Origin of the sequence: Streptomyces sp. NPDC052299, from assembly GCF_040679335.1 — a bacterium.
Classification (GTDB): Bacteria; Actinomycetota; Actinomycetes; order Streptomycetales; family Streptomycetaceae; genus Streptomyces.
The window spans coordinates 137,123-158,358 of record NZ_JBFAUP010000014.1 but is presented as its reverse complement, the minus strand read 5'-3'; the positions used below and the strand labels follow the sequence as shown (position 1 = coordinate 158,358).

18 protein-coding genes are annotated in these 21,236 nt (G+C 70.3%); 15 read left to right on the top strand and 3 right to left on the bottom strand.

The window, feature by feature from the left end:
- Nucleotides 1-38 precede the first annotated feature (38 nt).
- The 6 genes from AB0L33_RS23880 to AB0L33_RS23855 all read left to right on the top strand — a co-directional run bounded on the left by AB0L33_RS23880 (nucleotide 39) and on the right by AB0L33_RS23855 (nucleotide 8,168).
- Nucleotides 39-1,346, top strand: coding sequence for a DUF4192 domain-containing protein (locus tag AB0L33_RS23880; protein ID WP_365684537.1), 1,308 nt, complete (start codon nucleotides 39-41; stop codon nucleotides 1,344-1,346).
- 175 nt (nucleotides 1,347-1,521) lie between these two features.
- A complete protein-coding gene (locus tag AB0L33_RS23875) occupies nucleotides 1,522-2,286 on the top strand; it encodes an NUDIX domain-containing protein (RefSeq protein WP_018105349.1) in 765 nt (254 codons plus the stop codon).
- 198 nt (nucleotides 2,287-2,484) lie between these two features.
- Nucleotides 2,485-4,257 carry an ATP-binding cassette domain-containing protein gene (locus AB0L33_RS23870; RefSeq protein ID WP_365684534.1) on the top strand — a complete coding sequence of 591 codons (1,773 nt, stop codon included), beginning with the start codon at nucleotides 2,485-2,487 and terminating at the stop codon, nucleotides 4,255-4,257.
- 137 nt (nucleotides 4,258-4,394) lie between these two features.
- Nucleotides 4,395-5,306, top strand: a complete 912-nt coding sequence (locus AB0L33_RS23865; RefSeq protein WP_365684660.1) for a FadR/GntR family transcriptional regulator — start codon at nucleotides 4,395-4,397, stop codon at nucleotides 5,304-5,306.
- 321 nt (nucleotides 5,307-5,627) lie between these two features.
- Entirely contained in the window at nucleotides 5,628-7,175 is a 1,548-nt protein-coding gene (locus AB0L33_RS23860) for an RNA polymerase sigma factor (RefSeq protein ID WP_026171823.1), read from the top strand.
- Between the two features lie 162 nt (nucleotides 7,176-7,337).
- Nucleotides 7,338-8,168 (top strand): serine protease, encoded by an 831-nt coding sequence (locus AB0L33_RS23855; protein WP_365684532.1) that lies wholly within the window; start codon nucleotides 7,338-7,340, stop codon nucleotides 8,166-8,168.
- A gap of 103 nt (nucleotides 8,169-8,271) precedes the next feature.
- Here AB0L33_RS23855 and AB0L33_RS23850 read toward each other — a convergent pair whose 3' ends face one another.
- Nucleotides 8,272-8,502 (bottom strand): hypothetical protein, encoded by a 231-nt coding sequence (locus AB0L33_RS23850; RefSeq protein WP_018105354.1) that lies wholly within the window; start codon nucleotides 8,500-8,502, stop codon nucleotides 8,272-8,274.
- 435 nt (nucleotides 8,503-8,937) lie between these two features.
- Here AB0L33_RS23850 and AB0L33_RS23845 point away from each other — a divergent pair, with 435 nt between their 5' ends.
- The 6 genes from AB0L33_RS23845 (at nucleotide 8,938) to AB0L33_RS23820 (ending at nucleotide 15,738) form a co-directional block, all read left to right on the top strand.
- Entirely contained in the window at nucleotides 8,938-11,058 is a 2,121-nt protein-coding gene (locus AB0L33_RS23845) for a DNA topoisomerase IV subunit B (RefSeq protein ID WP_365684530.1), read from the top strand.
- Nucleotides 11,059-11,221: 163 nt separating this feature from the next.
- Nucleotides 11,222-11,740, top strand: coding sequence for a DUF1453 domain-containing protein (locus AB0L33_RS23840; RefSeq protein WP_365684528.1), 519 nt, complete (start codon nucleotides 11,222-11,224; stop codon nucleotides 11,738-11,740).
- Nucleotides 11,737-12,900: a histidine kinase gene (locus tag AB0L33_RS23835; RefSeq protein WP_365684526.1), complete on the top strand. Its 1,164-nt coding sequence runs from the start codon at nucleotides 11,737-11,739 to the stop codon at nucleotides 12,898-12,900. The genes AB0L33_RS23840 and AB0L33_RS23835 overlap by 4 nt, the downstream gene beginning before the upstream one ends.
- Nucleotides 12,897-13,574, top strand: a complete 678-nt coding sequence (locus AB0L33_RS23830) for a response regulator transcription factor (protein WP_365684524.1) — start codon at nucleotides 12,897-12,899, stop codon at nucleotides 13,572-13,574. The genes AB0L33_RS23835 and AB0L33_RS23830 overlap by 4 nt, the downstream gene beginning before the upstream one ends.
- Nucleotides 13,575-13,705: 131 nt before the next feature.
- A complete protein-coding gene (locus tag AB0L33_RS23825; RefSeq protein ID WP_365684658.1) occupies nucleotides 13,706-14,149 on the top strand; it encodes a DUF485 domain-containing protein in 444 nt (147 codons plus the stop codon).
- Complete coding sequence (locus AB0L33_RS23820; protein WP_365684522.1) at nucleotides 14,146-15,738, top strand: cation acetate symporter; 1,593 nt, start codon at nucleotides 14,146-14,148, stop codon at nucleotides 15,736-15,738. Before AB0L33_RS23825 ends, AB0L33_RS23820 begins: the two co-directional genes overlap by 4 nt.
- Nucleotides 15,739-15,788: 50 nt before the next feature.
- Here the strand turns inward: AB0L33_RS23820 and AB0L33_RS23815 are convergent, their stop codons facing one another.
- Entirely contained in the window at nucleotides 15,789-16,283 is a 495-nt protein-coding gene (locus AB0L33_RS23815; protein ID WP_365684520.1) for a hypothetical protein, read from the bottom strand.
- Nucleotides 16,284-16,461: 178 nt separating this feature from the next.
- Between AB0L33_RS23815 and AB0L33_RS23810 the strand changes: the two genes are divergently transcribed.
- Nucleotides 16,462-17,481: a LacI family DNA-binding transcriptional regulator gene (locus tag AB0L33_RS23810; protein WP_365684518.1), complete on the top strand. Its 1,020-nt coding sequence runs from the start codon at nucleotides 16,462-16,464 to the stop codon at nucleotides 17,479-17,481.
- 40 nt (nucleotides 17,482-17,521) lie between these two features.
- Here the strand turns inward: AB0L33_RS23810 and AB0L33_RS23805 are convergent, their stop codons facing one another.
- A complete protein-coding gene (locus AB0L33_RS23805) occupies nucleotides 17,522-18,793 on the bottom strand; it encodes a citrate synthase (protein WP_365684516.1) in 1,272 nt (423 codons plus the stop codon).
- 135 nt (nucleotides 18,794-18,928) lie between these two features.
- Between AB0L33_RS23805 and AB0L33_RS23800 the strand changes: the two genes are divergently transcribed.
- Together AB0L33_RS23800 and AB0L33_RS23795 are read left to right on the top strand one after the other, a co-directional pair.
- On the top strand, nucleotides 18,929-20,089 hold the full coding sequence (locus AB0L33_RS23800) for a citrate synthase/methylcitrate synthase (RefSeq protein ID WP_365684514.1): 1,161 nt from the start codon (nucleotides 18,929-18,931) through the stop codon (nucleotides 20,087-20,089).
- A gap of 19 nt (nucleotides 20,090-20,108) precedes the next feature.
- Nucleotides 20,109-21,209 (top strand): GTP-binding protein, encoded by a 1,101-nt coding sequence (locus AB0L33_RS23795; RefSeq protein ID WP_365684512.1) that lies wholly within the window; start codon nucleotides 20,109-20,111, stop codon nucleotides 21,207-21,209.
- The last annotated feature ends 27 nt before the right edge of the window (nucleotides 21,210-21,236 follow it).

Sequence of the window (21,236 nt, the reverse complement as noted above, 5' to 3'; positions counted from 1 at the left end):
GAGTAGCGGAAATGCTTGGTTCGCGAGACGGTCTGGCCATGAACAAGCACCCCGAATCAACCGGTCCCTCCGAGGAACAGCAGATCACCCTGCGAGGCCCGGCCGAGCTGGCCGACGCCCTCCCCTATCTCATGGGCTTCCACCCGAGCGACAGCGTGGTCATGGTCGCCCTGCACGGTGGCCGAGGCCGGTTCGGATCCAGGCTCAGGCTCGACATCCCGCAGTCCACGCTGGAATGGCCGACGGTCGCCGACCAGCTCGCGGAGTGCCTGATCAAGGGGAGCGAGCGGCGTGAGGCCCGGCCGGACGCCATCGTCGTCTTCCTCTGCCAGGATCCGGTGGACGGCGAGACGGGCAACCAGACCATGGAGCGCCTGCGCCCGCTCGCTCAGCGGTTGCGTACGGCGTGCGGAGCGCTGGACGTGCCCGTCCTCGAAGTGCTGTGCATCTCGGGGAACCGCTTCTGGTCCTATGTCTGCCCCGACGCCCGCTGCTGCCCACCGGAAGGCAACCCGCTGGCTATGCCCGGCACCTCGGTGATGGCGGCGGCGGCCACCTACGCCGGCATTCAGGTACGGGGATCGCTGCGCGAGATGGAGGCGAGGCTCACCCCCCTCACCCGCACGTCGGCCGGCGCCCAGGTGCGTGCCCTGGACGCGGCGGGCAGCGCGATGGTGCCGTTGCTGCTCGACCAGGAACGTCGCCAGGAGCTCGGCGCTGACACGCTGAAGCTCGCCGGCCGCCTGATCGACCGCCTCGGGAAAGCGCCCGTAACGGTGCCGTCACTCGCGGACATCAACGACGACAGGCTGGTCAGCGATGAGGAGGCCGCGTCGATGATTCTCGGTCTCCAGGACAGGGGGACCCGCGACAGGGCGGCGGAGTGGATGGAAGGGCCGAAGGCGCACGCGGCCCTGAGGCTGTGGCGAGCGCTTGCCCGTCGCTGCGTCGCTCCGTACGAAGAACACGCCGCAGCTCCGCTCACCCTGGCGGGCTGGGTCTCCTGGTCGACCGGCGACGAGCCGGCGGCGCGCGTCGCGCTGGGGCTCGCCCTGCGCCTCGATCCGCATTACACCTTCGCGCAACTGCTGCACGAGGCGTGCAACCAGGGTCTCGACCCGGAAACGCTGCGGCGCTGTCTGCGCGGTGAGCGCAGCGCGCGGGCAGCCCGGAATGGCCGACGTGCGGAACGGGTCGCGGGGGCCCGTCCGGCACGGGTGCGGCCGGCCGGGCGAGTCAGGTCGCGTCATGGTTCCACTCGGCCCGGCCCCGGCGCGGCGGACAAGCGGCGGTCTGCCCGGCCGGGGGCGCAGGGGCGTCGCGGGACCAGGACCGGACGAAGGTGAGACCACGGCGGCGCCGGGCCTCCGGCGCCGCACGCCGGGCCTCGTCGTGTACCTCGTGTCGACACGGGACGACCGGCGCGCGATCTTCCGGAACCAGTGAGCGAGGCTTCGGAGGCCGGTGAAGAGTCAGCGGGAAGGGAGTGTTTATCGTCAGGAAGACGACTATGATCACGGCATGCCGCCCTACGACCCGTCGACCTTCCCGCCGTTCGCCGTCACCGTCGACCTGGTGGTGCTCACGGTGCGTCGGCACGCCCTCTGCGCGCTGGTGGTACGTCGGGGTGAGACCCCGTTCCAGGGCAGGTGGGCCCTGCCGGGCGGTTTCGTCAGGGCCGATGAGGATCTCGGTGCCGCGGCGGCCCGTGAGCTCGTCGAGGAAACGGGCCTGTGCGCGCAGGACCCGGCCGCCCCGGCCGTGGGCAACGGCGCTCATCTGGAACAGCTCGCCACGTACGGGGACCCCGCCCGGGACCCGAGGATGAGGGTCGTCAGCGTCGCCCATCTCGCGCTGGCCCCCGATCTGCCCGCTCCCAGGGCGGGCGGCGACGCGAACAGCGCGCGATGGGCGCCCGTCGAGGACCTGCTCGGACCCGAGGGCGGCTACGCACCCGATGGCGAGCACCAGGCGCCGTTGGCCTTCGACCATGCGAGGATCCTTGCCGACGGGGTCGAGCGGGCCCGGTCCAAGATCGAGTACTCCTCGCTGGCCACTGCCTTCTGCCCGCCCGCCTTCACGGTCGGTGAGCTGCGCCGGGTGTACGAGGCGGTGTGGGGCGTCGTGCTGGATCCGAGGAACTTCCACCGCAAGGTGACGGGTACGCCGGGCTTCCTGGTGCCGACCGGAGGGACGACCACCCGGCAGGGGGGCCGCCCGGCCCAGCTGTTCCGGTCGGGCACGGCGACCGTGCTCAATCCGCCGATGCTGAGGCCCGAGGTCTAGGACTCGCGCGTGGATCGTGCCGGGCTCGCGGGCTGATCCGGGCGCGAAAGGTCCTGGACCTCCCGCCCGGGCGGAGGCCCGTGACGCGGCGCGCGCAGTCTTGCGTAAAAAGTCCAATATGTCAGGTTATCGTGCTGCGGTACTCACTCGCCGCCGGGCGGCTTCGCCTTCGCCGTCCCCGTTCCTGCGAGAGAAGCGATGCTCCAGGCCATCGGACTCACCAGCACCCCTTCCCGTGGACAAGCCCCCGCCGTGAACGACCTCACCTTCGACGCGGAGCCAGGATGTGTCACCGCACTGCTGGGGGCGCCGGGTTCCGGAAAGACCGCGGCCCTGCGGCTGATGCTCGAACTGGAGCCGGGGCGCGGGGTGGCCTACTTCCGGGGCCGGCCGCTGCACCGCGTTCCGAACCCGGCCGGCGAGGTGGGTGTGGTGCTGGGTGACGTGCCGGGCCACCCCGCACGCACCGTTCGGGGGCAACTCCGCATGCTTTGCGCCGCGGCGGGCGTTCCCGTATCCAGGGCCGACGAACTGCTCGACGCGGTGGGCCTGGCCGGTCTGAGGGATCAGCGCATCGCCACGCTCTCCCTGGGCATGGATCGTCGACTGGCGCTCGCCTGCGCGTTGCTCGGGGACCCGCACACGCTCCTTCTCGACGATCCGGCGGAGGGCCTGGCGCCGAAGGAGGCCGACTGGATGCACGGGATGCTGCGCTCCCACGCCGAGCGCGGTGGAACGGTGCTCTTCGCGACCAGGGATCCCAAGGAGGCCGCACGCTCGGCGGGCCATGTGGTCACCCTCGACGCTGGGCGCGTGGTCGCCGATCAGCACGGGGCTGCCTTTTCCCGTACCCGCCTCCGGCCCCGTGTGGCGGTGCGCTCCCCGCAGGCCGCCCGCCTCGCCGCGATCGTCAGCCGGGAAGCGCGTGCTGCCCGGCGGTCTGTAGAGGTTGTCGCCGAGGGGGCCGGCAACCGGCTCTCCGTGTACGGCAGCAGCTGCGCGGAAGTGGGTGACGCCGCGTTCCGGCACGGCCTTCCCGTGCACCAGCTCGCCGACGAAGTGGGCGACACGCGTTCCGCGGGCGCGCCCGATGCCCCTGCCGACCGCCGCGCCGTCCATGACCGCTCCGGCGCCTCCTCCCGCCCCGTGCGGCCCGCCGTGCGGGCCGAGGACCGGCCGCCGATCAGGCGGCGCCCGGCCCGGGGGCCGGTGAGGCCGGTGCGGTACGAACTGCGCCGCCTGTTCGGTGTGCGGACGACGGCCGCGATCCTGGCTGCCGTACTGGCCGTTTCCGTAGGTCTCTCCGTCCTGCTGGCCCGCGACGGCAGTGCCCCGCTCGTCCATGTGATCGCCGCTTGGCCCTCGCTGCTGCCGCTTCCGCCCGCCGCACTGGGGGCCGGGCTCCTCGGGGCGCTCTCCTTCGGTGACGAGTTCCGCTATCCGGCGCTCGCCGCGGGACGGGGGAGCGTGCCGCGCAGACTCGGCCTGCTCCTGGCCAAGCTGGTGGTGTCCGGGGGAGTCGCCCTTCTCCTGGCGCTGCTCGTCGTGCTGGGCTCCGCCGCTGCCCTGCGTGTGGTGTACGGCGGGAGCATGCTCGACGTCCCCTCGAACGTGGTGTCGCTGACGGTGAGCTGGTCCGCCCTGACCGTGGGTTGTGCCTGGGCGGGGGTGCTGGCCGCCGGGGTCTTCCGGGTGACGACCGCGGGCATCGCCGCCGTGCTCGCCGTACCCGTAGTGCTGGTGCCGCTCGTCGAGCGAATGCCGAAGGCGGCGAGCGCACGTTCGATGGCCGGGCTTCCGGGACGGCTGCGGGACCTGGCCTGGCTTCAGTGGCCGGGGGCGGCGGACCGGTGGATGTTGGCCGGCGCACGGATCGTGGCGCATCCCGTGGGGGTGGCCCTGGCGCTGTCCCTGTCCGCGCTGACCTGCGCGTTTCTTCTCGCCAGCCTTCGGGGGAGGGTGCGTTGGTGAGCGCCCGGGCAGGGCAGGAGGCGGCGTCTTCGCACCGCTGACTGCGAAACATCCGGTTTATACCAGTAAGGCGTCAATTGAGGGGCGGGTGCCGATCACCCTTTCGTGTGCTTTTCAGCAAAGACCTCAAGGGGCGGATGGGACCCGCCGACAAAGGATGCGTGAGTACCCTTGCGCACACCACGATGACCACCGCCCGCTCCGCCGATTCCGGCCTCGCCGGCCCGGGTGAACTCGACCGTTACTCGTACGCGGAGGCGCCGGCCGGCGAGCGCGCCGCCGCGCGCTCCTGGGACGGTGCCGAAGCCGAACTCGGCCGGGTGGGCCGACGCGGCTCGGCCAGCCGTGGCCGCGGGCTCCATGGCCAACTTGTTCAGCAGCTCGGGCAGATGATCGTCTCCGGCGACCTCGGTGCCGACCGCCCGCTGGTGCCTGAGGAGATCGGCCAGCGTTTCGAGGTTTCCAGGACCGTCGTGCGGGAATCCCTGCGCGTGCTGGAGGCGAAGGGTCTGGTCAGCGCCCGCCCCAATGTCGGTACCCGGGTACGGCCGGTCAGTGACTGGAACCTGCTCGATCCCGACATCATCGAGTGGCGTGCCTTCGGCCCGCAGCGTGATGACCAGCGTCGCGAGTTGGGTGATCTCAGGTGGACGATCGAGCCACTGGCCGCCCGACTTGCCGCAGGGCATGGGCGTGAGGACCTGCAGCAGCGTCTTGTCGACATGGTCGAGATCATGGGGCACGCGCTCGGACAGGGCGATCTGATCACGTGCGCCCGCGCCGATGCCGAGTTCCACTCCCTGCTCATCCAGGCGGCGGGCAACCGCATGCTGGAGCACCTTTCCGGGATCGTTTCCGCGGCGCTGCAGGTGTCCGGCGGCCCGGCCACCGCGTGTGACCGGCCCAGTGATGCGTCGCTCGCCCTGCACGCGCGCATCGTGGACGCCCTCGCTTCCGGTGACTCGGCGGGTGCCGAGGCGGCCATGCGTCAGCTGCTGGCCGGGCACCATGAGGCGGAACGCGTGGTGCCCGCGCCGCGCGAGCACTGACCGGGGCGCGGGCCGGGTGGACGCGCCACGTGCCGTCGGACCTCGGAGGTCCGGCGGCACAGGGTGAAGAGATGTCGCCTTGGTCGTGTTCATCGCAAATGGGGTGTGACTCGGGCCACGTGGAACGGCCGTAACACTCCTTGAAACAGCGCGATGACTTAAGAGGTGACCGTCGCAGAAGGAATACAGCAGCCGCCCAGGGCGCTGTGCACTTCTGAGGCCTAGCCCGCGCCGTCGGTGCATTCCCCGCCCGTCGGTCGTCGGTTCCAGCCCTCTCCGGGCCGGACCGGAAGCCGTTTCCATCGTTCCGAGAGGTTGTTCGTGTCGGCCAGCACATCCCGTACGCTCCCGCCGGAGATCGCCGAGTCCGAATCTGTGATGGCGCTCATTGAGCGGGGAAAGGCTGATGGGCAGATCGCCGGCGATGACGTGCGTCGGGCCTTCGAGGCTGACCAGATTCCGCCAACCCAGTGGAAGAACGTTCTGCGCAGCCTCAACCAGATCCTCGAGGAAGAGGGTGTGACGCTGATGGTCAGTGCCGCGGAGCCGTCGAAGCGCGCCCGCAAGAGCGTTGCAGCGAAGAGCCCGGCCAAGCGCACCGCCACCAAGACCGTCGCGGCCAAGACGACGGTGACGCGGACCGTGGCGGCGCCCGCCGCGCCGTCCGCCGAGCCCGCGGACCCGGCTGCCGAGGAGGCTCCCGCGGCCGCGCCCGCGAAGAAGGCCGCAGCCAAGAAGACGGCAGCCAAGAAGACCGCCGTGAAGAAGACGGCGGCCAAGAAGACGGCCTCCAAGAAGGCCGGCAAGCAGGACGAGGAAATTCTCGACGGCGACGACGTCGTCGAGGAGGTCAAGGCCGGCAAGGGCGAGGAAGAGGAGGGCGAGGGCGAGAACAAGGGCTTCGTCCTCTCCGACGACGACGAGGACGACGCGCCCGCGCAGCAGGTCGCCGTCGCCGGTGCCACCGCCGACCCGGTCAAGGACTACCTCAAGCAGATCGGTAAGGTCCCGCTCCTCAACGCCGAGCAGGAGGTCGAGCTCGCCAAGCGCATCGAGGCGGGTCTGTTCGCCGAGGACAAGCTGGCGAACTCCGACAAGCTCGCCCCCAAGCTCAAGCGCGAGCTGGAGATCATCGCCGAGGACGGCCGTCGCGCCAAGAACCACCTGCTGGAGGCCAACCTCCGTCTCGTGGTGTCGCTGGCCAAGCGCTACACCGGTCGCGGCATGCTCTTCCTGGACCTGATCCAGGAGGGCAACCTCGGTTTGATCCGCGCGGTGGAGAAGTTCGACTACACCAAGGGCTACAAGTTCTCCACGTATGCCACCTGGTGGATTCGTCAGGCGATCACCCGTGCCATGGCCGACCAGGCACGCACCATCCGCATTCCGGTGCACATGGTCGAGGTCATCAACAAGCTCGCGCGTGTCCAGCGCCAGATGCTCCAGGACCTGGGCCGCGAGCCCACCCCGGAGGAGCTGGCCAAGGAGCTCGACATGACCCCCGAGAAGGTCATCGAGGTCCAGAAGTACGGCCGTGAGCCGATCTCCCTCCACACCCCGCTGGGTGAGGACGGGGACAGCGAGTTCGGCGACCTGATCGAGGACTCCGAGGCGGTCGTCCCGGCCGACGCGGTGAGCTTCACGCTCCTCCAGGAGCAGCTCCACTCGGTGCTGGACACCCTCTCCGAGCGTGAGGCGGGCGTGGTCTCCATGCGCTTCGGACTCACGGACGGACAGCCGAAGACACTGGACGAGATCGGCAAGGTCTACGGAGTGACGCGCGAGCGCATCCGTCAGATCGAGTCCAAGACCATGTCGAAGCTGCGCCACCCGTCGCGCTCGCAGGTTCTGCGCGACTACCTCGACTAGGCCGCAACGGCGACAGAACACACGAGGGCCCGAATCCCAGGGGATTCGGGCCCTCGTCGTGTCGCATCCCGATCTTCGGCAGGGGCACGGGGCGGAGGTGCGCATCGGTGTCGCTGGAATGACTCTGGGTAGGCATGGTCCATCACAGAGTCAGGAGTACGCATGTCCCGCACTGTCGTCCGCGCCTTGACCGGGGCGCTCGCCCTTGCCGCCACCACGGCCGTGATACCGCTCGCTTCCCCCGCCCCGGCCGCCGCCGACAGCATCATCATCGGAGGACAGCCCGCCCACGTGGCGGACAGCCCCTGGGTGGTGGCGCTGTCCAGCCGTGACCGGTTCGGGGGTACCCGGGCCGGTCAGTTCTGCGGCGGTGTCGTGGTGGAGCCGAAGAAGGTGCTCACCGCCGCCCACTGCCTGAGCAAGGAGGCGCTGGGCACCGACGTGGAACGGGTGAGCGATCTGCGGATCATCTCCGGCCGGGACGAGCTGAACGGCACCGGGGGCAAGGAGATCCCGGTGAGCGAGACGTGGGTGAACCCCGGATTCGACGCCGCCACCAACAGCGGGGACGTTGCGGTGCTCACCCTTTCCGAAGCGCTGCCCCAGGGGGACGCGATCCCCCTGGCCGAGGCCGGTGACTCGGCCTACCGGGCAGGGACTCCCGCCGTCGTCTACGGGTGGGGTGACACGACGGGCTACGGCGACTACGCGTCGTCCCTCAGGTCCGCCCAGGTGGACATCCTGCCCGACAGCTCGTGCGAACAGGCCTACCCGGGCGGCAGCACCGGTACGTACGACGCCTCGTCGATGCTCTGTGCGGGCGTACCCGAGGGCGGGTACGACGCCTGCCAGGGGGACAGCGGAGGCCCTCTGGTGGCGCAGGGGCGCCTCGTGGGACTGGTGTCCTGGGGGAACGGCTGCGGACGCGCCGGGAGCCCCGGTGTCTACACGCGGATCTCCGCCGCCATCGACTGGATGGCGAACGCCGGCTGACGGCGCGGGCTCCGCAGGTACGAGAACGGGCGGCTTCCCTCATGGGAGGCCGCCCGTCGGCCGGTCCGGGACCGGCCCCTGGCTCGTCGTGGATGCAGAGGTGTCAGTGTTCCTCTTCGGCGGCTTGGGCCTGCACGGCCGTCAGTCGGTCGGTCTCATCCTGTATTTCCGCGGCGATCTTCTTGAGTTCCGGCTCGAACTTGCGACCGTGGTGGGCGCAGAAGAGCAGTTCACCGCCACTGATGAGCACGACGCGCAGGTAGGCCTGGGCGCCGCAACGGTCACAGCGGTCTGCTGCGGTCAGCGGGCTCGCGGGGGTCAGAACAGTAGTCACGTCGCCTCTTCTCTAGCTCGACGAGCTGTCGTACCAGGGTCAACATCCAACCAGGCCGAAAACGTTCCCGCTCGTGGCTTTTCTTCGAAACTTCTTCTCGGGATGGCTGTCTGTTGCCGGTTCGCGGCGAATGTGCCGTATTGCGTGGCGCTACGGGTTTCGCGTTGCTTGGCTTGGGTCAGTCCGGGCCGGCTGGCTTGCCGGTTGTTCATGAGGACGTGCCCGGAGCCTAAATGGTTCATGCCTGGAAGGGAACGTGATGTGCACGTCACCCCTGCGAGGGGATCGAACATACATGCGAGCCTGGTTTAAGGTGAGGTTCTTCTAGGGTGGCGTTTCACCCGCTCTACCAGGCATCGGTACCCTCACAGCGGCACCGAAGCCGAGCCCGTGACCCACAGGGCCCCAAATGAAATTCAGCGAGGAGCGAACCGCGTGACCGCCGATACGTCCGTGCCGTCCACTGCGCTGCTGACCGGAGCAGACCGAGACGGTTCCAACTACACCGCGCGGCACCTGCTCGTACTCGAGGGGCTCGAAGCGGTTCGCAAGCGCCCGGGTATGTACATCGGGTCCACCGACAGCCGCGGTCTCATGCACTGCCTCTGGGAGATCATCGACAACTCCGTCGACGAAGCCCTCGGCGGCTACTGCGATCACATCGAGGTCGTACTCCACGACGACAACTCCGTCGAGGTCCGGGACAACGGCCGGGGCATCCCGATCGATGTCGAGCCCAAGACGGGTCTTTCCGGCGTCGAGGTCGTCATGACCAAGCTGCACGCCGGAGGCAAGTTCGGCGGCGGCTCCTATGCCGCGTCCGGCGGTCTGCACGGTGTGGGCGCCTCCGTGGTCAACGCCCTCTCCGCCCGGCTCGACGTCGAGGTCGACCGCAACAGCGCGACCCACTCGATCAGCTTCCGGCGCGGTGTTCCGGGGATCTTCACCGAGCAGGGCCCGGACAGCCCGTTCGATCCGGCCAACGGACTGCGCAAGGGCAAGCGTGTCCCGAAGACGCGCACCGGTACGCGGGTGCGGTACTGGGCCGACCGGCAGATCTTCCTCAAGGACGCCAAGCTCAATCTGGAGACGCTTCACCAGCGGGCCCGCCAGACGGCCTTCCTCGTCCCCGGCCTGACCATCGTCGTGCGCGACGAGCGTGGCCTGGACGGAGCGGGCAAGACGGAGGAGACCTTCCGCTTCGACGGAGGCATCAGCGAGTTCTGCGACTACCTGGCCCAGGACAAGGCCGTCTGTGACGTCCTGCGCCTGACCGGGCAGGGCACGTTCAAGGAAACCGTCCCGGTACTGGACGATCGCGGACACATGACGCCCACCGAGGTCACCCGCGAACTGGGCGTGGACATCGCGCTGCGCTGGGGTACCGGGTACGACACCAACGTGAAGTCCTTCGTCAACATCATCGCCACCCCCAAGGGCGGCACCCACGTGACCGGGTTCGAGCGCTCCGTCACCAAGACGGTCAACGAGGTGCTGCGCTCCGCGAAGCTGCTGCGCGTGGCGGAGGACGACATCGTCAAGGACGATGCACTCGAGGGCCTCACCGCGGTCGTGACCGTACGCCTGGCGGAGCCGCAGTTCGAGGGTCAGACGAAGGAAGTCCTCGGCACCTCGGCGGCCAACCGGATCGTCGCCAACGTCGTGGCCAAGGAGCTCAAGGCGTTCCTGACCTCCACCAAGCGGGACGCGAAGGCCCAGGCCAGGGCCGTCCTCGACAAGGCGGTGGCGGCCGCTCGCACCCGGATCGCCGCCCGCCAGCACAAGGAGGCGCAGCGCCGCAAGACGGCGCTGGAGTCCTCTTCCCTGCCGGCGAAGCTCGCCGACTGCCGCAGTGACGACGTGGAGCGCAGCGAGCTGTTCATCGTGGAGGGCGACTCCGCGCTCGGTACGGCGAAGCTCGCCCGGAACAGCGAATTCCAGGCGCTCCTGCCGATCCGCGGCAAGATCCTCAACGTTCAGAAGGCGTCGGTTTCCGACATGCTGAAGAACGCCGAGTGCGGTGCGATCATCCAGGTCATAGGAGCCGGTTCCGGGCGCACCTTCGACATCGACGCTGCCCGGTACGGCAAGATCGTCCTGCTGGTCGACGCCGATGTCGACGGCGCCCACATCCGGATCCTGCTGCTGACGCTCTTCCAGCGGTACATGCGGCCGATGGTCGAGGCCGGCCGGGTCTTCGCCGCGGTGCCGCCCCTTCACCGCATCGAACTGGTCCAGCCCAAGAAGGGCCAGGACAAGTACATCTACACCTACTCGGACAACGAGCTGCGCCAGCGGCTGCTGGAGCTCCAGCGCAAGAACATCCGCTACAAGGACTCGATCCAGCGCTACAAGGGCCTGGGCGAGATGGACGCGGACCAGCTGGCGGAGACGACGATGGACCCCCGGCACCGCACGCTGCGGCGGATCAACATCGGTGACCTGGAGTCCAGCGAGAAGGTCTTCGACCTGCTGATGGGTAACGAAGTGGCACCGCGCAAGGAGTTCATCACCAGCTCGGCGGCGACCCTGGACCGCTCGCGCATCGACGTCTGACCCCCACTCCGGGCCCGGGCCGCGTCCGGTGCGGGCCCGGAGTCGTCTCCACCCGTGGGTGGAGACGACATCTCCACCCGTGATCCACCCGGGGGCCGATCCGCTGGGCCGGGCTCGTCCGTAGCTTCGGAGACGCAGAACTTCTCGCTTCTCGGAGGCGCCCATGTCCGGGCTCGTCAACGCCCTGGTGATCATCGCGGTCATCGTCCTCGTCGTGGTCCGTCAGTGCTCGGCGCAACGGATCTCCGACCGCCGGCGCTGGTGGGTGCTGCCCGGTGTCCTGTTCTTCGTGGCGCTGCGTGAGCCCGGACTCGTGGACCCGCACCACCGGACGGCCTCGGCCGTCGTCCTGGGCGCCGAACTCGCCGTCGGTCTCGCCACGGGTGCCGGATGGGCGTGGACATCCCGTGTCTGGCGTGCTGAGGACGGCTCGCTGTGGAGCAAGGGCTCCAGGGCCACGGCTCTGGTCTGGGCCGGCGGACTGGCCCTGCGGGCGGCTCTGTACGGCGTCGCGGTGATGCTGGGCGTACATCAGGGCAGCCCGGCCCTGTTGGCGGCTCTCGCGGCGACTCTCCTGATACGTGAGGGGCTGCTGGCACGCCGGGCCGCGGCGATATCCGGGCCGCGGAATGGGCCCGTCGTCGGCGCCGCGGTGCGGCAGGAGTGGAAGGACCGCGTGTGACACCGGGTGACTGGACGAGCTGGCCGTCGCGGGAGGCGCTCGTCCGGGAGACCCGCAGTCGCCCGCGCAGCGTGTTCGCCTGGTCCGTGCGGACCGGCCTGCTCACTCTGATGCTGTGGGGGACCTTCACCAGTGGGCTGTTCGGGCCCTGGGAGATCGTCGTCGGGCTGATCGCGGTCCTCGTATGCATGTTGCTCGCCATCGCCTTCCTCCGGACAAGTCTCGACAACCGCCTGTGGCCGTCGCTCGGTCTGCTCGGGATGCTCATGCTGGCCGGATTCTGGGCGGGGCAGGCGGGGGCGACGGTGCCGGAGACGGTGCTCTGGTGCTGGTGCGCCGTCGCCGCTCTGGAACGGCTGCCCTTGGGGGCGGGGGTTCCGGCCACAGCGGTGGCCCTCGGCGCCTACGCGGTGGTCGACACCGACAACTGGTTGACCACCGCGGCGACGACGGCCGGGCTCTGCCTCGCCGGGTATGTGCTCCGGCTGGACGCCGAGGCCCGCGGCAGCGCGCAACGGCTGCTCGCCCAGGAACGGGCGGCCCGCGCCGCGGAGGCGGAGAGGGCCGCGCTGGACGAGCGTTCCAGGATCGCCCGGGAGATCCACGACGTGCTCGCCCACAGCCTCTCCGCGCAGTTGGTGCACCTGGAGGCCGCGCGCCTGCTGATCGAGAGAGAGCCCTCCGGAGAGTTCCGGGACCAGGTCCTGCAACGGGTCGTCGCGGCCCGGGCGATGGCCCGCGAGGGCCTCTCCGAGACGCGTCAGGCGCTCTCCGCGCTACGGGGCGAGGTGTCACCGGTGGAGGACTTCCTGAGGCAGCTGGTGACGGCTGGGCCGGCCGAGGTCAGGGTCGAGGGGGAGCGGCGCACACTGACCGCCCAGGCGTCCCAGGCGGTTCGGCGGGTGGCTCAGGAGGCCCTGACCAATGTGCGCAAACACGCGCCCGGGGCCAGGGTGCAGCTCCGGCTGGAGTACCAGCCCGACTGCGTCGTGCTGGAGGTCAGGGACTCGGGAGGGCGGAGTCCGGAAGGGGACCTGGCTGTCAGCGGTTCCGGATACGGTCTGCTCGGGATGCGGGAGCGCGCCGAGTTGCTGGGCGGCACGCTGGAGGCAGGCCCGGGCAAGGAGGGGTTCGTGGTGAGTCTGCGGGTGCCGGCGTGACGGCGCGGGTGGTGGTGGCCGACGACCAGGCGGTGGTGCGGGAAGGCATCGTCATGCTGCTCGGCCTGCTGCCCGGTATCGAGGTCGTCGGATCGGCGAAGGACGGGGAGGAAGCGGTCGCTCAGGTGGCCGAGCACGCGCCGGACGTGGTGCTGATGGACCTGCGGATGCCCCGCTGCGACGGGGTGGAGGCGACCCGGCGCATCCGTGAGGAGTTCCCCGGCACGCAGGTCGTGGTGCTCACGACCTTCGCGGACGACGACTCCTTGTTCCCCGCGCTGAGGGCGGGGGCGCGGGGCTACCTCACCAAGGACGCAGGGGGCGACGAGATCGTGAGGGCCGTCCACGCCGTCCTCTCGGGCGAGGCAGGTCTCTCGCCGACGGTGCAGCGCCGGCTCCTGGAGCGGGTGACCGAGGGGCCGCTCGAGACCGGTGGCGGTGATGAGCCGGAGCCACCGGACGGGATGACTCCCCGGGAGGCCGAGGTGCTGGTCCTGATCGCCGAGGGCATGTCCAACTCGGACATCGCCCGCGCGCTCCACATCTCGCGGGCCACGGTGAAGAGCCACATCAACAACCTCTTCGCCAAGGCGGGCCTGCGCGACCGGGCTCAGGCGGTGCGCTACGCGTACATGCGAGGGATGGTGCGTCCGCCAGGGAGATCCTTCACCTGAAGAGGTGAAGTCTCGCGAATGAAGTGCCCTGGATCTTCCCGATCTGCCCATTCTTGGATATGCGGCCGAAGTGGTCCGTGGACAAGGGGAGTTGTTCGGTGGAGAAGGAAGCAGGGCGCGAGTCCGCAGCGATGCGGCTCGACGACCCGTGGGACGACGCGCTGGCCCCCGGGTGGGGCGAGCCGGACGGCGCGGTCGGCTCCACGCCCGCCGTGGTGCCCGGGCCGGCCGCACCGCGCGATGGCCACAGTGCGGCCGACATCTATCTGGAAGTGCAGCGCAGCGAGGCGTTCCAGGAGGTGCGTCGCCGCTACCGGCGTTTCGTCGTGCCCGCCACCACGGCCTTCTTCGTCTGGTACCTGGCCTATGTCGTCACGGCGGTGACCGCGCCCGGGCTGATGGCGCGGCCGGTGGCCGGGGCGGTCAATGTGGCGATGGTCGTGGGGCTCGGTCAGTTCCTGACGACGTTCCTGCTCACCGGGGCGTACGCACGCCACGCGCGCCTGCGCAGGGACCGGGCCGCGCTCGATCTGCGGTGGGAGACGCAGGAGATGACGCGGGGGGCCGGGCGTTGAGCGGCGACCACCAGACCCTGGCGCTGCTGCTGTTCAGCGTCTTCATCGCGGTCACCCTGGGCATCACCACGTGGGTGAGCCGCAACAGGCACGGTTCGGCGGAGGAGTTCTACGCGGGCGGCCGACTGTTCTCGCCCATGGAGAACGGTTTCGCCATCGCGGGCGACTACATGTCCGCCGCCTCCTTCCTGGGCATCTCCGGGCTCATCGCTCTCTTCGGCTACGACGGCATGCTGTACTCGGTCGGCTTCCTGGTCGCCTGGCTCGTAGTCCTGCTGCTCGTCGCCGAACTCGTGCGCAACTGCGGCCGGTTCACCCTCGCCGACGTGGTCGCGGCCCGGATGGCGGAGCGCCCGGTACGCATCGCCGCCGGGACGGCCTCCGTCACCGTGTCCGTGCTCTATCTGGTGGCGCAGATGGTCGGTGCCGGGAGTCTGGTCGCGCTGCTGCTCGGCGGTACGAGCGGTGCCGCCCGCTCCTGGACCGTCGTCGGCGTCGGGGCGCTCATGGTCGTGTACGTCTCGCTCGGCGGGATGCGCGCCACCACTTGGATCCAGATCGTCAAGGCCGTCCTGCTGATGGCCGGCACCGTGGTGCTCACCGTGCTCGTGCTGGTCCATTTCCACGGGAACTTCAACGCGTTGCTCAACTCCGCGGCCGACCGCAGCGGCTACGGCAAGGACTTCCTGTCGCCCGGTCTCCGGTACGGCGGGAGCTGGACGGCGCGCATCGACTTCATCAGCCTCGGCCTCGCCCTGGTGCTGGGCACGGCGGGGCTGCCGCACATCCTGTCCCGCTTCTACACCGTCCCCACCGCCCGTGCCGCCCGCCGGTCCGTCGTCTGGTCCATCGGCCTCATCGGCAGTTTCTATCTGATGACCATCGTGCTCGGGTTCGGGGCCGCCGCGCTGGTCGGCTCGGCCGACGTGCGGGAGTCGAATGCCGCGGGCAACACGGCCGTGCCGTTGCTGGCCATGGTGCTGGGCGGGGGCGAGGGCTCAACCGGGGGGACGATCCTGTTCGCCGTGGTCGCCGCCGTCGCCTTCGCGACCATCCTGGCCGTCGTCGCCGGGATCACCCTCGCCTCGTCAGCATCCGTGGCCCACGATCTCTACGCCTCGCTGAAGCGTCCCGGTACCAAGCAGCGCAGCGAGGTGGCGGTCGCCCGGGTGGCGGCGGCAGGCATCGGGGTCGCCGCCATCGGGCTGGGTCTGCTCGCCCAGGATCTCAACGTGGCGTTCCTGGTGGGGCTCGCCTTCGCCGTCGCCGCGTCGGCGAATCTCCCGGTCCTGCTCTACTCGCTGTTCTGGCGGAACTTCACGACGCGCGGGGCGGTCTGGTCCGTCTACGGCGGGCTGATCCCCGCCGTGCTGCTCGTGGTGCTCTCCCCGGTCGTTTCCGGCAGCCCCAGCTCGCTCTTCCCCGCCGTCGACTTCCAGGTCTTCCCCCTGGAGAACCCCGGCCTGGTCTCCATCCCGCTGGGCTTCCTCGCGGGCTGGATCGGGACCGTCACCGCGAACGAGCCGCCGGATGCCGCCAAGCACGCGGAGATCGAGGTGCGTGCGATGACCGGGGCAGGGGCGGTCTGAGCGTCGGCCGTCCCGGCAGTCAGGCTCCTCCGTGCAGAACGCGCACGCAGTCAGACTCCGTCCGTGCAGAACACGCACTCCTCCCAGAACGGCAGCCCGTTCAGGACGCGGTGACGGGCGCAGGAGGCCATGGCGGCCTCCTGCGGTCCGGGCAGGACGTTCTCACCGGCCCTCGCGGTTGCGGGGTCGAAGTCCTCGACTATCGCCCGGTAGGTGCGCAAGTAGCCCTCGACCCGGGGCGGTTCGTACGTCAGCTCGTCCCATCGGTGGTGGGTCAGGGCCAGATCGAGGACGCGCAGCAGGAAGTCCTTGGCAGCCGCGGCTTCCTCCGGCGAGTCGCCCCAGTCGAGCTCTTCCAGGCCGAAGCCCACCACACCGCGCCCCATCACGTTCTGGTTCTGCAGCGTCAGCAGGGCGGCGAAGCGGAAGTCCCAGGGTTCCCTGGCCAGCTCCGAGACCGCGAACGTGAGCACGTCCACGAACACCGCCGTACCGCCGTTGGTCAGGGACAGGTGCCGGCCGTCGGCTCCCTCGAACTCGTTCATGCGTCCGAGAGTATGGGCGGTTCGACTCATGTCCCAAGGGGTGCCCGGGCCGGGCGGCGACGGGTACGGTGGCGCCGGTGAGGGAGCGGCGGGACCGTCCGCCGGGGCTTGCTGAAATTCGTCTCTGATTCCGCCCCCCATGCAATCTGCTTGCGTTTCTTGCGCTAATCTTGCGTGTATGACGCGACGACTTGCTCAGGTGGCACAGAAGGTTGGAGTCAGTGAGGCCACGGTCAGCCGGGTGCTCAACGGCAAGCCGGGCGTTTCCGACGCCACGCGGCAGGCCGTTCTCTCCGCGCTGGACGTCCTCGGTTACGAGCGCCCGACCCAGCTGCGCGGTGAACGGGCCCGCCTGGTCGGCCTCGTCCTGCCCGAACTGCAGAACCCGATCTTCCCCGCCTTCGCCGAGGTCGTCGGCGGCGCGCTCGCCCAGCAGGGCCTCACCCCGGTCCTCTGCACCCAGACCAAGGGGGGCGTCTCCGAGGCGGACTACGTCGAGCTGCTTCTGCAGCAGCAGGTCTCGGGCGTGGTCTTCGCCGGTGGTCTGTATGCCCAGGCCGACGCTCCCCACGACCACTACAAGGTGCTGGCCGACCGCAAGATCCCCGTCGTCCTGATCAACGCGGCCATCGCCCATCTCGGCTTCCCCTGCGTCTCCTGCGACGACTCCGTGGCCGTCGAGCAGGCGTGGCGCCATCTGGTGTCGCTGGGCCACGAGCGCATCGGTCTGGTGCTCGGCCCCTCGGACCACATGCCCTCGCAGCGCAAGCTGGCCGCCGCCCGCGCGCTGGCGGAGGAGTCCGGCACGACCATCCCGGACGAGTGGGTGACCCGGGCGATGTTCTCGCTGGAGGGCGGGCAGGCCGCCGCCTCACGGCTGCTGGACGAGGGCGTCACCGGCTTCATCTGCGCCAGCGACCCGCTGGCCCTCGGGGCCGTGCGCGCGGCGAGGCGGCGGGGCCTGTCGGTGCCCGACGACGTTTCCGTCGTGGGGTACGACGACTCGGCCTTCATGAACTGCACCGAGCCCCCGCTCACCACGGTCCGTCAGCCGATCGAGGCGATGGGGCGGGCCGCGGTGGAACTGCTCTCCGTGCAGATCGGCGGTCGCGCCGTGCCGTCGGACGAGCTCCTCTTCGAACCGGAACTGGTCGTCCGGGGATCCACGGCCCAGCCCCCGCGTACGGCTTCCCGCTGATCGTCGGGATTTTGCGCCGCCGAAGCCGCCAATTGCGTACCTACGAGGTCGGGAGGGGCTGGGGCGGCCGGGGGCCGGTGTAGTGCCCGCTGGGGCGCATCCGCAGCGGGCGTTCCTCGTACTCCTCCAGCGCATGCGCGATCCAGCCCGCCGTACGGGAGATCGCGAACACCGTCTCTCCCGCCTCCGCGGGCATGTCCGAAGCGACCGAGAGCACGGCGAGGGCCAGGTCGATGTTGGCGTGCAGAGGTACGTCCCGCGCGGTAGTGGCCACCACGTCGCGGGCGGCGGCCAGGGCCGGTCCGGCCTGCGGGACGCGTTCGAGCAGGCCGAACAGCGTGCGGGCGCGAGGGTCCTCGCCCGTGTACAGCCGGTGCCCGAGCCCCGGCACCCGGCGCCCGGCCCGCAGATGGTCGGCCACCACCGGCGCGGCGCCACCACGCTCCAGGACCTCGGCCAGCATGCGGTGGGCCAGCCCGCTCGCCGCCCCGTGCAAGGGGCCTTCCAGCACTCCGAGCCCCGCGGACACCACCGCGTACGGATGGGCCCGGGCCGATGCGGCGACCCTGGCCGCCAGCGTCGAAGCGGCCAGGTCGTGGTCGATGAGCAGCGCAAGCGCGGCGTCCAGCGCGGCGAGTGACGGTTCGTCGGGTCGACGGGCGGTGAGTTTCGGCCACAGTTGGGCAGCCAGGCCGGCGGGCGCGCCGGGTTCGCCCGGCCCCGCGGCGGGGCGCTCGCCACCACCCACCGTCGGCAGCGCCGCGACCAGCGCCGGGATCAGGCTGCGCGCGCCGCCGAGCACCGTTTCGCGCGACAGGTCGAAGCGCAGCGGATCGGCGGCAGCGGCGGCCACCACCGCCACCCGGAGCCGGTCCGTGGACCCGCAGTGAAGCGGCAGCGCACCGACGGCTCGCCGGGCCGCGGCCACCGCCTGCTCCGGAGCCGTGAAGCGGACACCCGCCCGCAGCTCGCCGGTCCACAGCCACTCGGCGACCTCCTCGTACCTATGGCGCGTGGCCAGCTTCGTCGCGTCCACGCCGCGGAAGTAGTAGCGGTCCTCGCCGATGAGGGTGATGCCGGTGCGGACGGCCGGTTCGCCCGGGGCCGAGGCCGCCTCCCGGCGCCCCGTGCGCCGGGCCAGTGCGTCGACCTCCGCCGCGTCGAACGTACTGCCGCGACCGCCCGGCACGCGGCTGCTGCTCAGCTGCCCCCGGCTGACGTACGCGTACACCGTCTCTGGCTTCACCCCCAGGCGCTCCGCCGTCTCCCGCGTGGTGAGCCGCTGCCCGTCCGCCTCTGATCGCTCCGTCATGTCGCCACCGTATCCATATGCCGGCCTCGGCATCCATGCACTCACATTGATCCAATCAACATTGACAGGAGTTCCGTCATGCATGGACAGTCGAATCAATATCAAGGAGTCATCCGACTGTCCACGGAGGAAGCAATGACGACCATGACCGGCGGAACACCGCTCGACGTCCCCCGAGGTCTCGCGGGTGTCGTCGTGACCGATACGGCGCTGGGGGACGTCCGGGGGCGTGAGGGCTTCTACCACTACCGCCAGTACTCGGCGGTCGAGCTGGCGCAGACCCGTGGCTTCGAGGACGTCTGGTACCTCATGACCGAGGGCGAGCTGCCCACCCCTGAGGCCCGCGCCGCATTCGCGGCCCGCACGGCCGAACTGCGCGTCCTGCCCGACGCCGTACGCGAGGCGCTGCCCGCCATAGCGCGTGCGAGCGCGGTCTCGGGCCCGCTGTCCGGGCTGCGCACAGCGCTCTCCCTGCTCGGCGCGTCGGCCGGATTCCGGCCGGTGTACGACATCGACGCGGACCGGCGCCGGGCCGACGCCCTGGCCGTCTGCGCCGCCGTCCCCACCGTGCTGACCGCCCTCCACCGCCTCGGCCGGGGCCTCGAACCCGTCGAGCCGCGCGCCGACCTGCCGCACGCGGCCAACTACCTGTACATGCTCACCGGTTCCGTGCCGGACCAGGAGCGGGCCAGGGCGGTCGAGCAGTATCTGATCTCCACCGTGGACCACGGTTTCAACGCCTCGACCTTCACCGGACGGGTCGTCGCCTCGACCGGAGCGGACGTCGCCGCCTGCCTGGTGGCGGCCGTCGGAGCGCTCTCCGGACCCCTGCACGGCGGCGCGCCCAGCCGTGCCCTGGACACGCTCGACGCGATCGGCACTCCCGACCGCATCGACGGCTGGATCCGTGAGCGCGTTCTCGCCGGCGACCGCATCATGGGCTTCGGACACCCGGTCTACCGCACCGAGGACCCCCGCTCGCGCATGCTCCGGTCCATCGCCCAGGGCTTCGGAGGTCCGCTGGTGGACTTCGCCGTCGAGGTGGAGCGCCAGGTCGAGGCGATCCTCGCCGAGCTCAAACCGGGCCGCGAGCTCCACACCAACGTGGAGTTCTACGCCGGAGTGGTCATGGAGCTGTGCGGGCTGCCGCGCGAGATGTTCACGCCGACCTTCTGCGCGGCGCGGGTCGTGGGCTGGAGCGCCAATATCCTGGAACAGGCGGAGGACTCCAAGATCATCCGCCCGGCGGCCCGCTACGTCGGCCCGCCCCCGCCGCACCCGGTCCCGGCCGTCTGACCCCGCAGGAAGGCACCCGTTGAGCTCGTCGTCGCCCCACCGCCCCCGTATCCCCGTCGTCGTCCTCGCGGGTTTCCTGGGATCCGGCAAGACGACGCTGCTCAACCATCTCCTGCTCCACCGCGCGGGCAACCGGATCGGCGTGATCGTCAACGACTTCGGGGCCATCGAGATCGATGCCATGACGGTGTCCGGGCAAGTCGGGTCCACCGTGTCGCTGGGCGGCGGTTGCCTGTGCTGCGCGGTCGACGCGAGCGAACTCGACACCTATCTGGAGACCCTCACCCGGCCTGCCGCCCGGCTCGACGTCATCGTCATCGAGGCGAGCGGTCTCGCCGAACCGCAGGAACTCGTCCGCATGATCCTCGCCAGCGACAACCCGCACATCGTGTACGGGGGACTGGTCGAGGTGGTCGACGCCGCCGAGTTCGAGGCGACCCGGGAGCGCCATCCGGAGATCGGCCGCCATCTCGCGGTGGCCGATCTCGTCGTGCTCAACAAGACGGACCGGGCCGGGGACGAGGAGTGCGCCCGCGTCCGGAAGGCCGTCGCGGAGACCGGAAGCAAGGCGGCGGTCATCCCGGCCACCTACGGGCGCATCGACCCCGAACTGCTCTTCGACCCGGCGCTGCGGCCCGAAGGCGAGGAGAAGGCCCGCCAGCTCACCTTCGAGGACCTCTACCTGGAGGAGCGCGCGGCGGAGGACGGCGACGGGCACGGCGGCCATCTGCACACCGCGTACGAGAGCGTCGACTTCGACTCCGACGTGCCGATGGACCCCCGCAGGCTGATGCGGTTCCTCGACTCACGGCCCGAGGGGCTGTACCGCATCAAGGGGTACGTCGATTTCGGTGCGGGCGACCCCGGCAACGCGTACGGGGTGCACGCCGTGGGCAGGTTCCTGCGGTTCACTCCCAGGCCCTGGACGCGCGGCGAACCGAGGCGGACCCAGCTCGTTCTGATCGGCTCCGGCATCGACGTACCGGCCCTGCGCGAGGAACTGGAGCACTGCTCGATCACGGAGCACCCGGCCGGGGAGACGCCGCAGGACGCCGCACACGAGCGAGCCATGTGGGGCGTCCTGCGTTACGTACAACAGCCCGGCGACGACGACGCGTAGGGGCGCGCTCCGCCGCCGGGCCGGACG

Bases quoted from the DNA above. Each gene is read 5' to 3' on its own strand.
- AB0L33_RS23815 (WP_365684520.1), bottom strand. From the start codon at position 16,283: ATGAACGAGTTCGAGGGAGCCGACGGCCGGCACCTGTCCCTGACCAAC.
- AB0L33_RS23800 (WP_365684514.1), top strand. From the start codon at position 18,929: ATGACGACCATGACCGGCGGAACACCGCTCGACGTCCCCCGAGGTCTC.
- AB0L33_RS23875 (WP_018105349.1), top strand. From the start codon at position 1,522: ATGCCGCCCTACGACCCGTCGACCTTCCCGCCGTTCGCCGTCACCGTC.
- AB0L33_RS23810 (WP_365684518.1), top strand. From the start codon at position 16,462: ATGACGCGACGACTTGCTCAGGTGGCACAGAAGGTTGGAGTCAGTGAG.
- AB0L33_RS23870 (WP_365684534.1), top strand. From the start codon at position 2,485: ATGCTCCAGGCCATCGGACTCACCAGCACCCCTTCCCGTGGACAAGCC.
- AB0L33_RS23865 (WP_365684660.1), top strand. From the start codon at position 4,395: ATGGGACCCGCCGACAAAGGATGCGTGAGTACCCTTGCGCACACCACG.
- AB0L33_RS23880 (WP_365684537.1), top strand. From the start codon at position 39: ATGAACAAGCACCCCGAATCAACCGGTCCCTCCGAGGAACAGCAGATC.
- AB0L33_RS23825 (WP_365684658.1), top strand. From the start codon at position 13,706: ATGCGGCTCGACGACCCGTGGGACGACGCGCTGGCCCCCGGGTGGGGC.
- AB0L33_RS23855 (WP_365684532.1), top strand. From the start codon at position 7,338: ATGTCCCGCACTGTCGTCCGCGCCTTGACCGGGGCGCTCGCCCTTGCC.
- AB0L33_RS23840 (WP_365684528.1), top strand. From the start codon at position 11,222: ATGTCCGGGCTCGTCAACGCCCTGGTGATCATCGCGGTCATCGTCCTC.
- AB0L33_RS23805 (WP_365684516.1), bottom strand. From the start codon at position 18,793: ATGACGGAGCGATCAGAGGCGGACGGGCAGCGGCTCACCACGCGGGAG.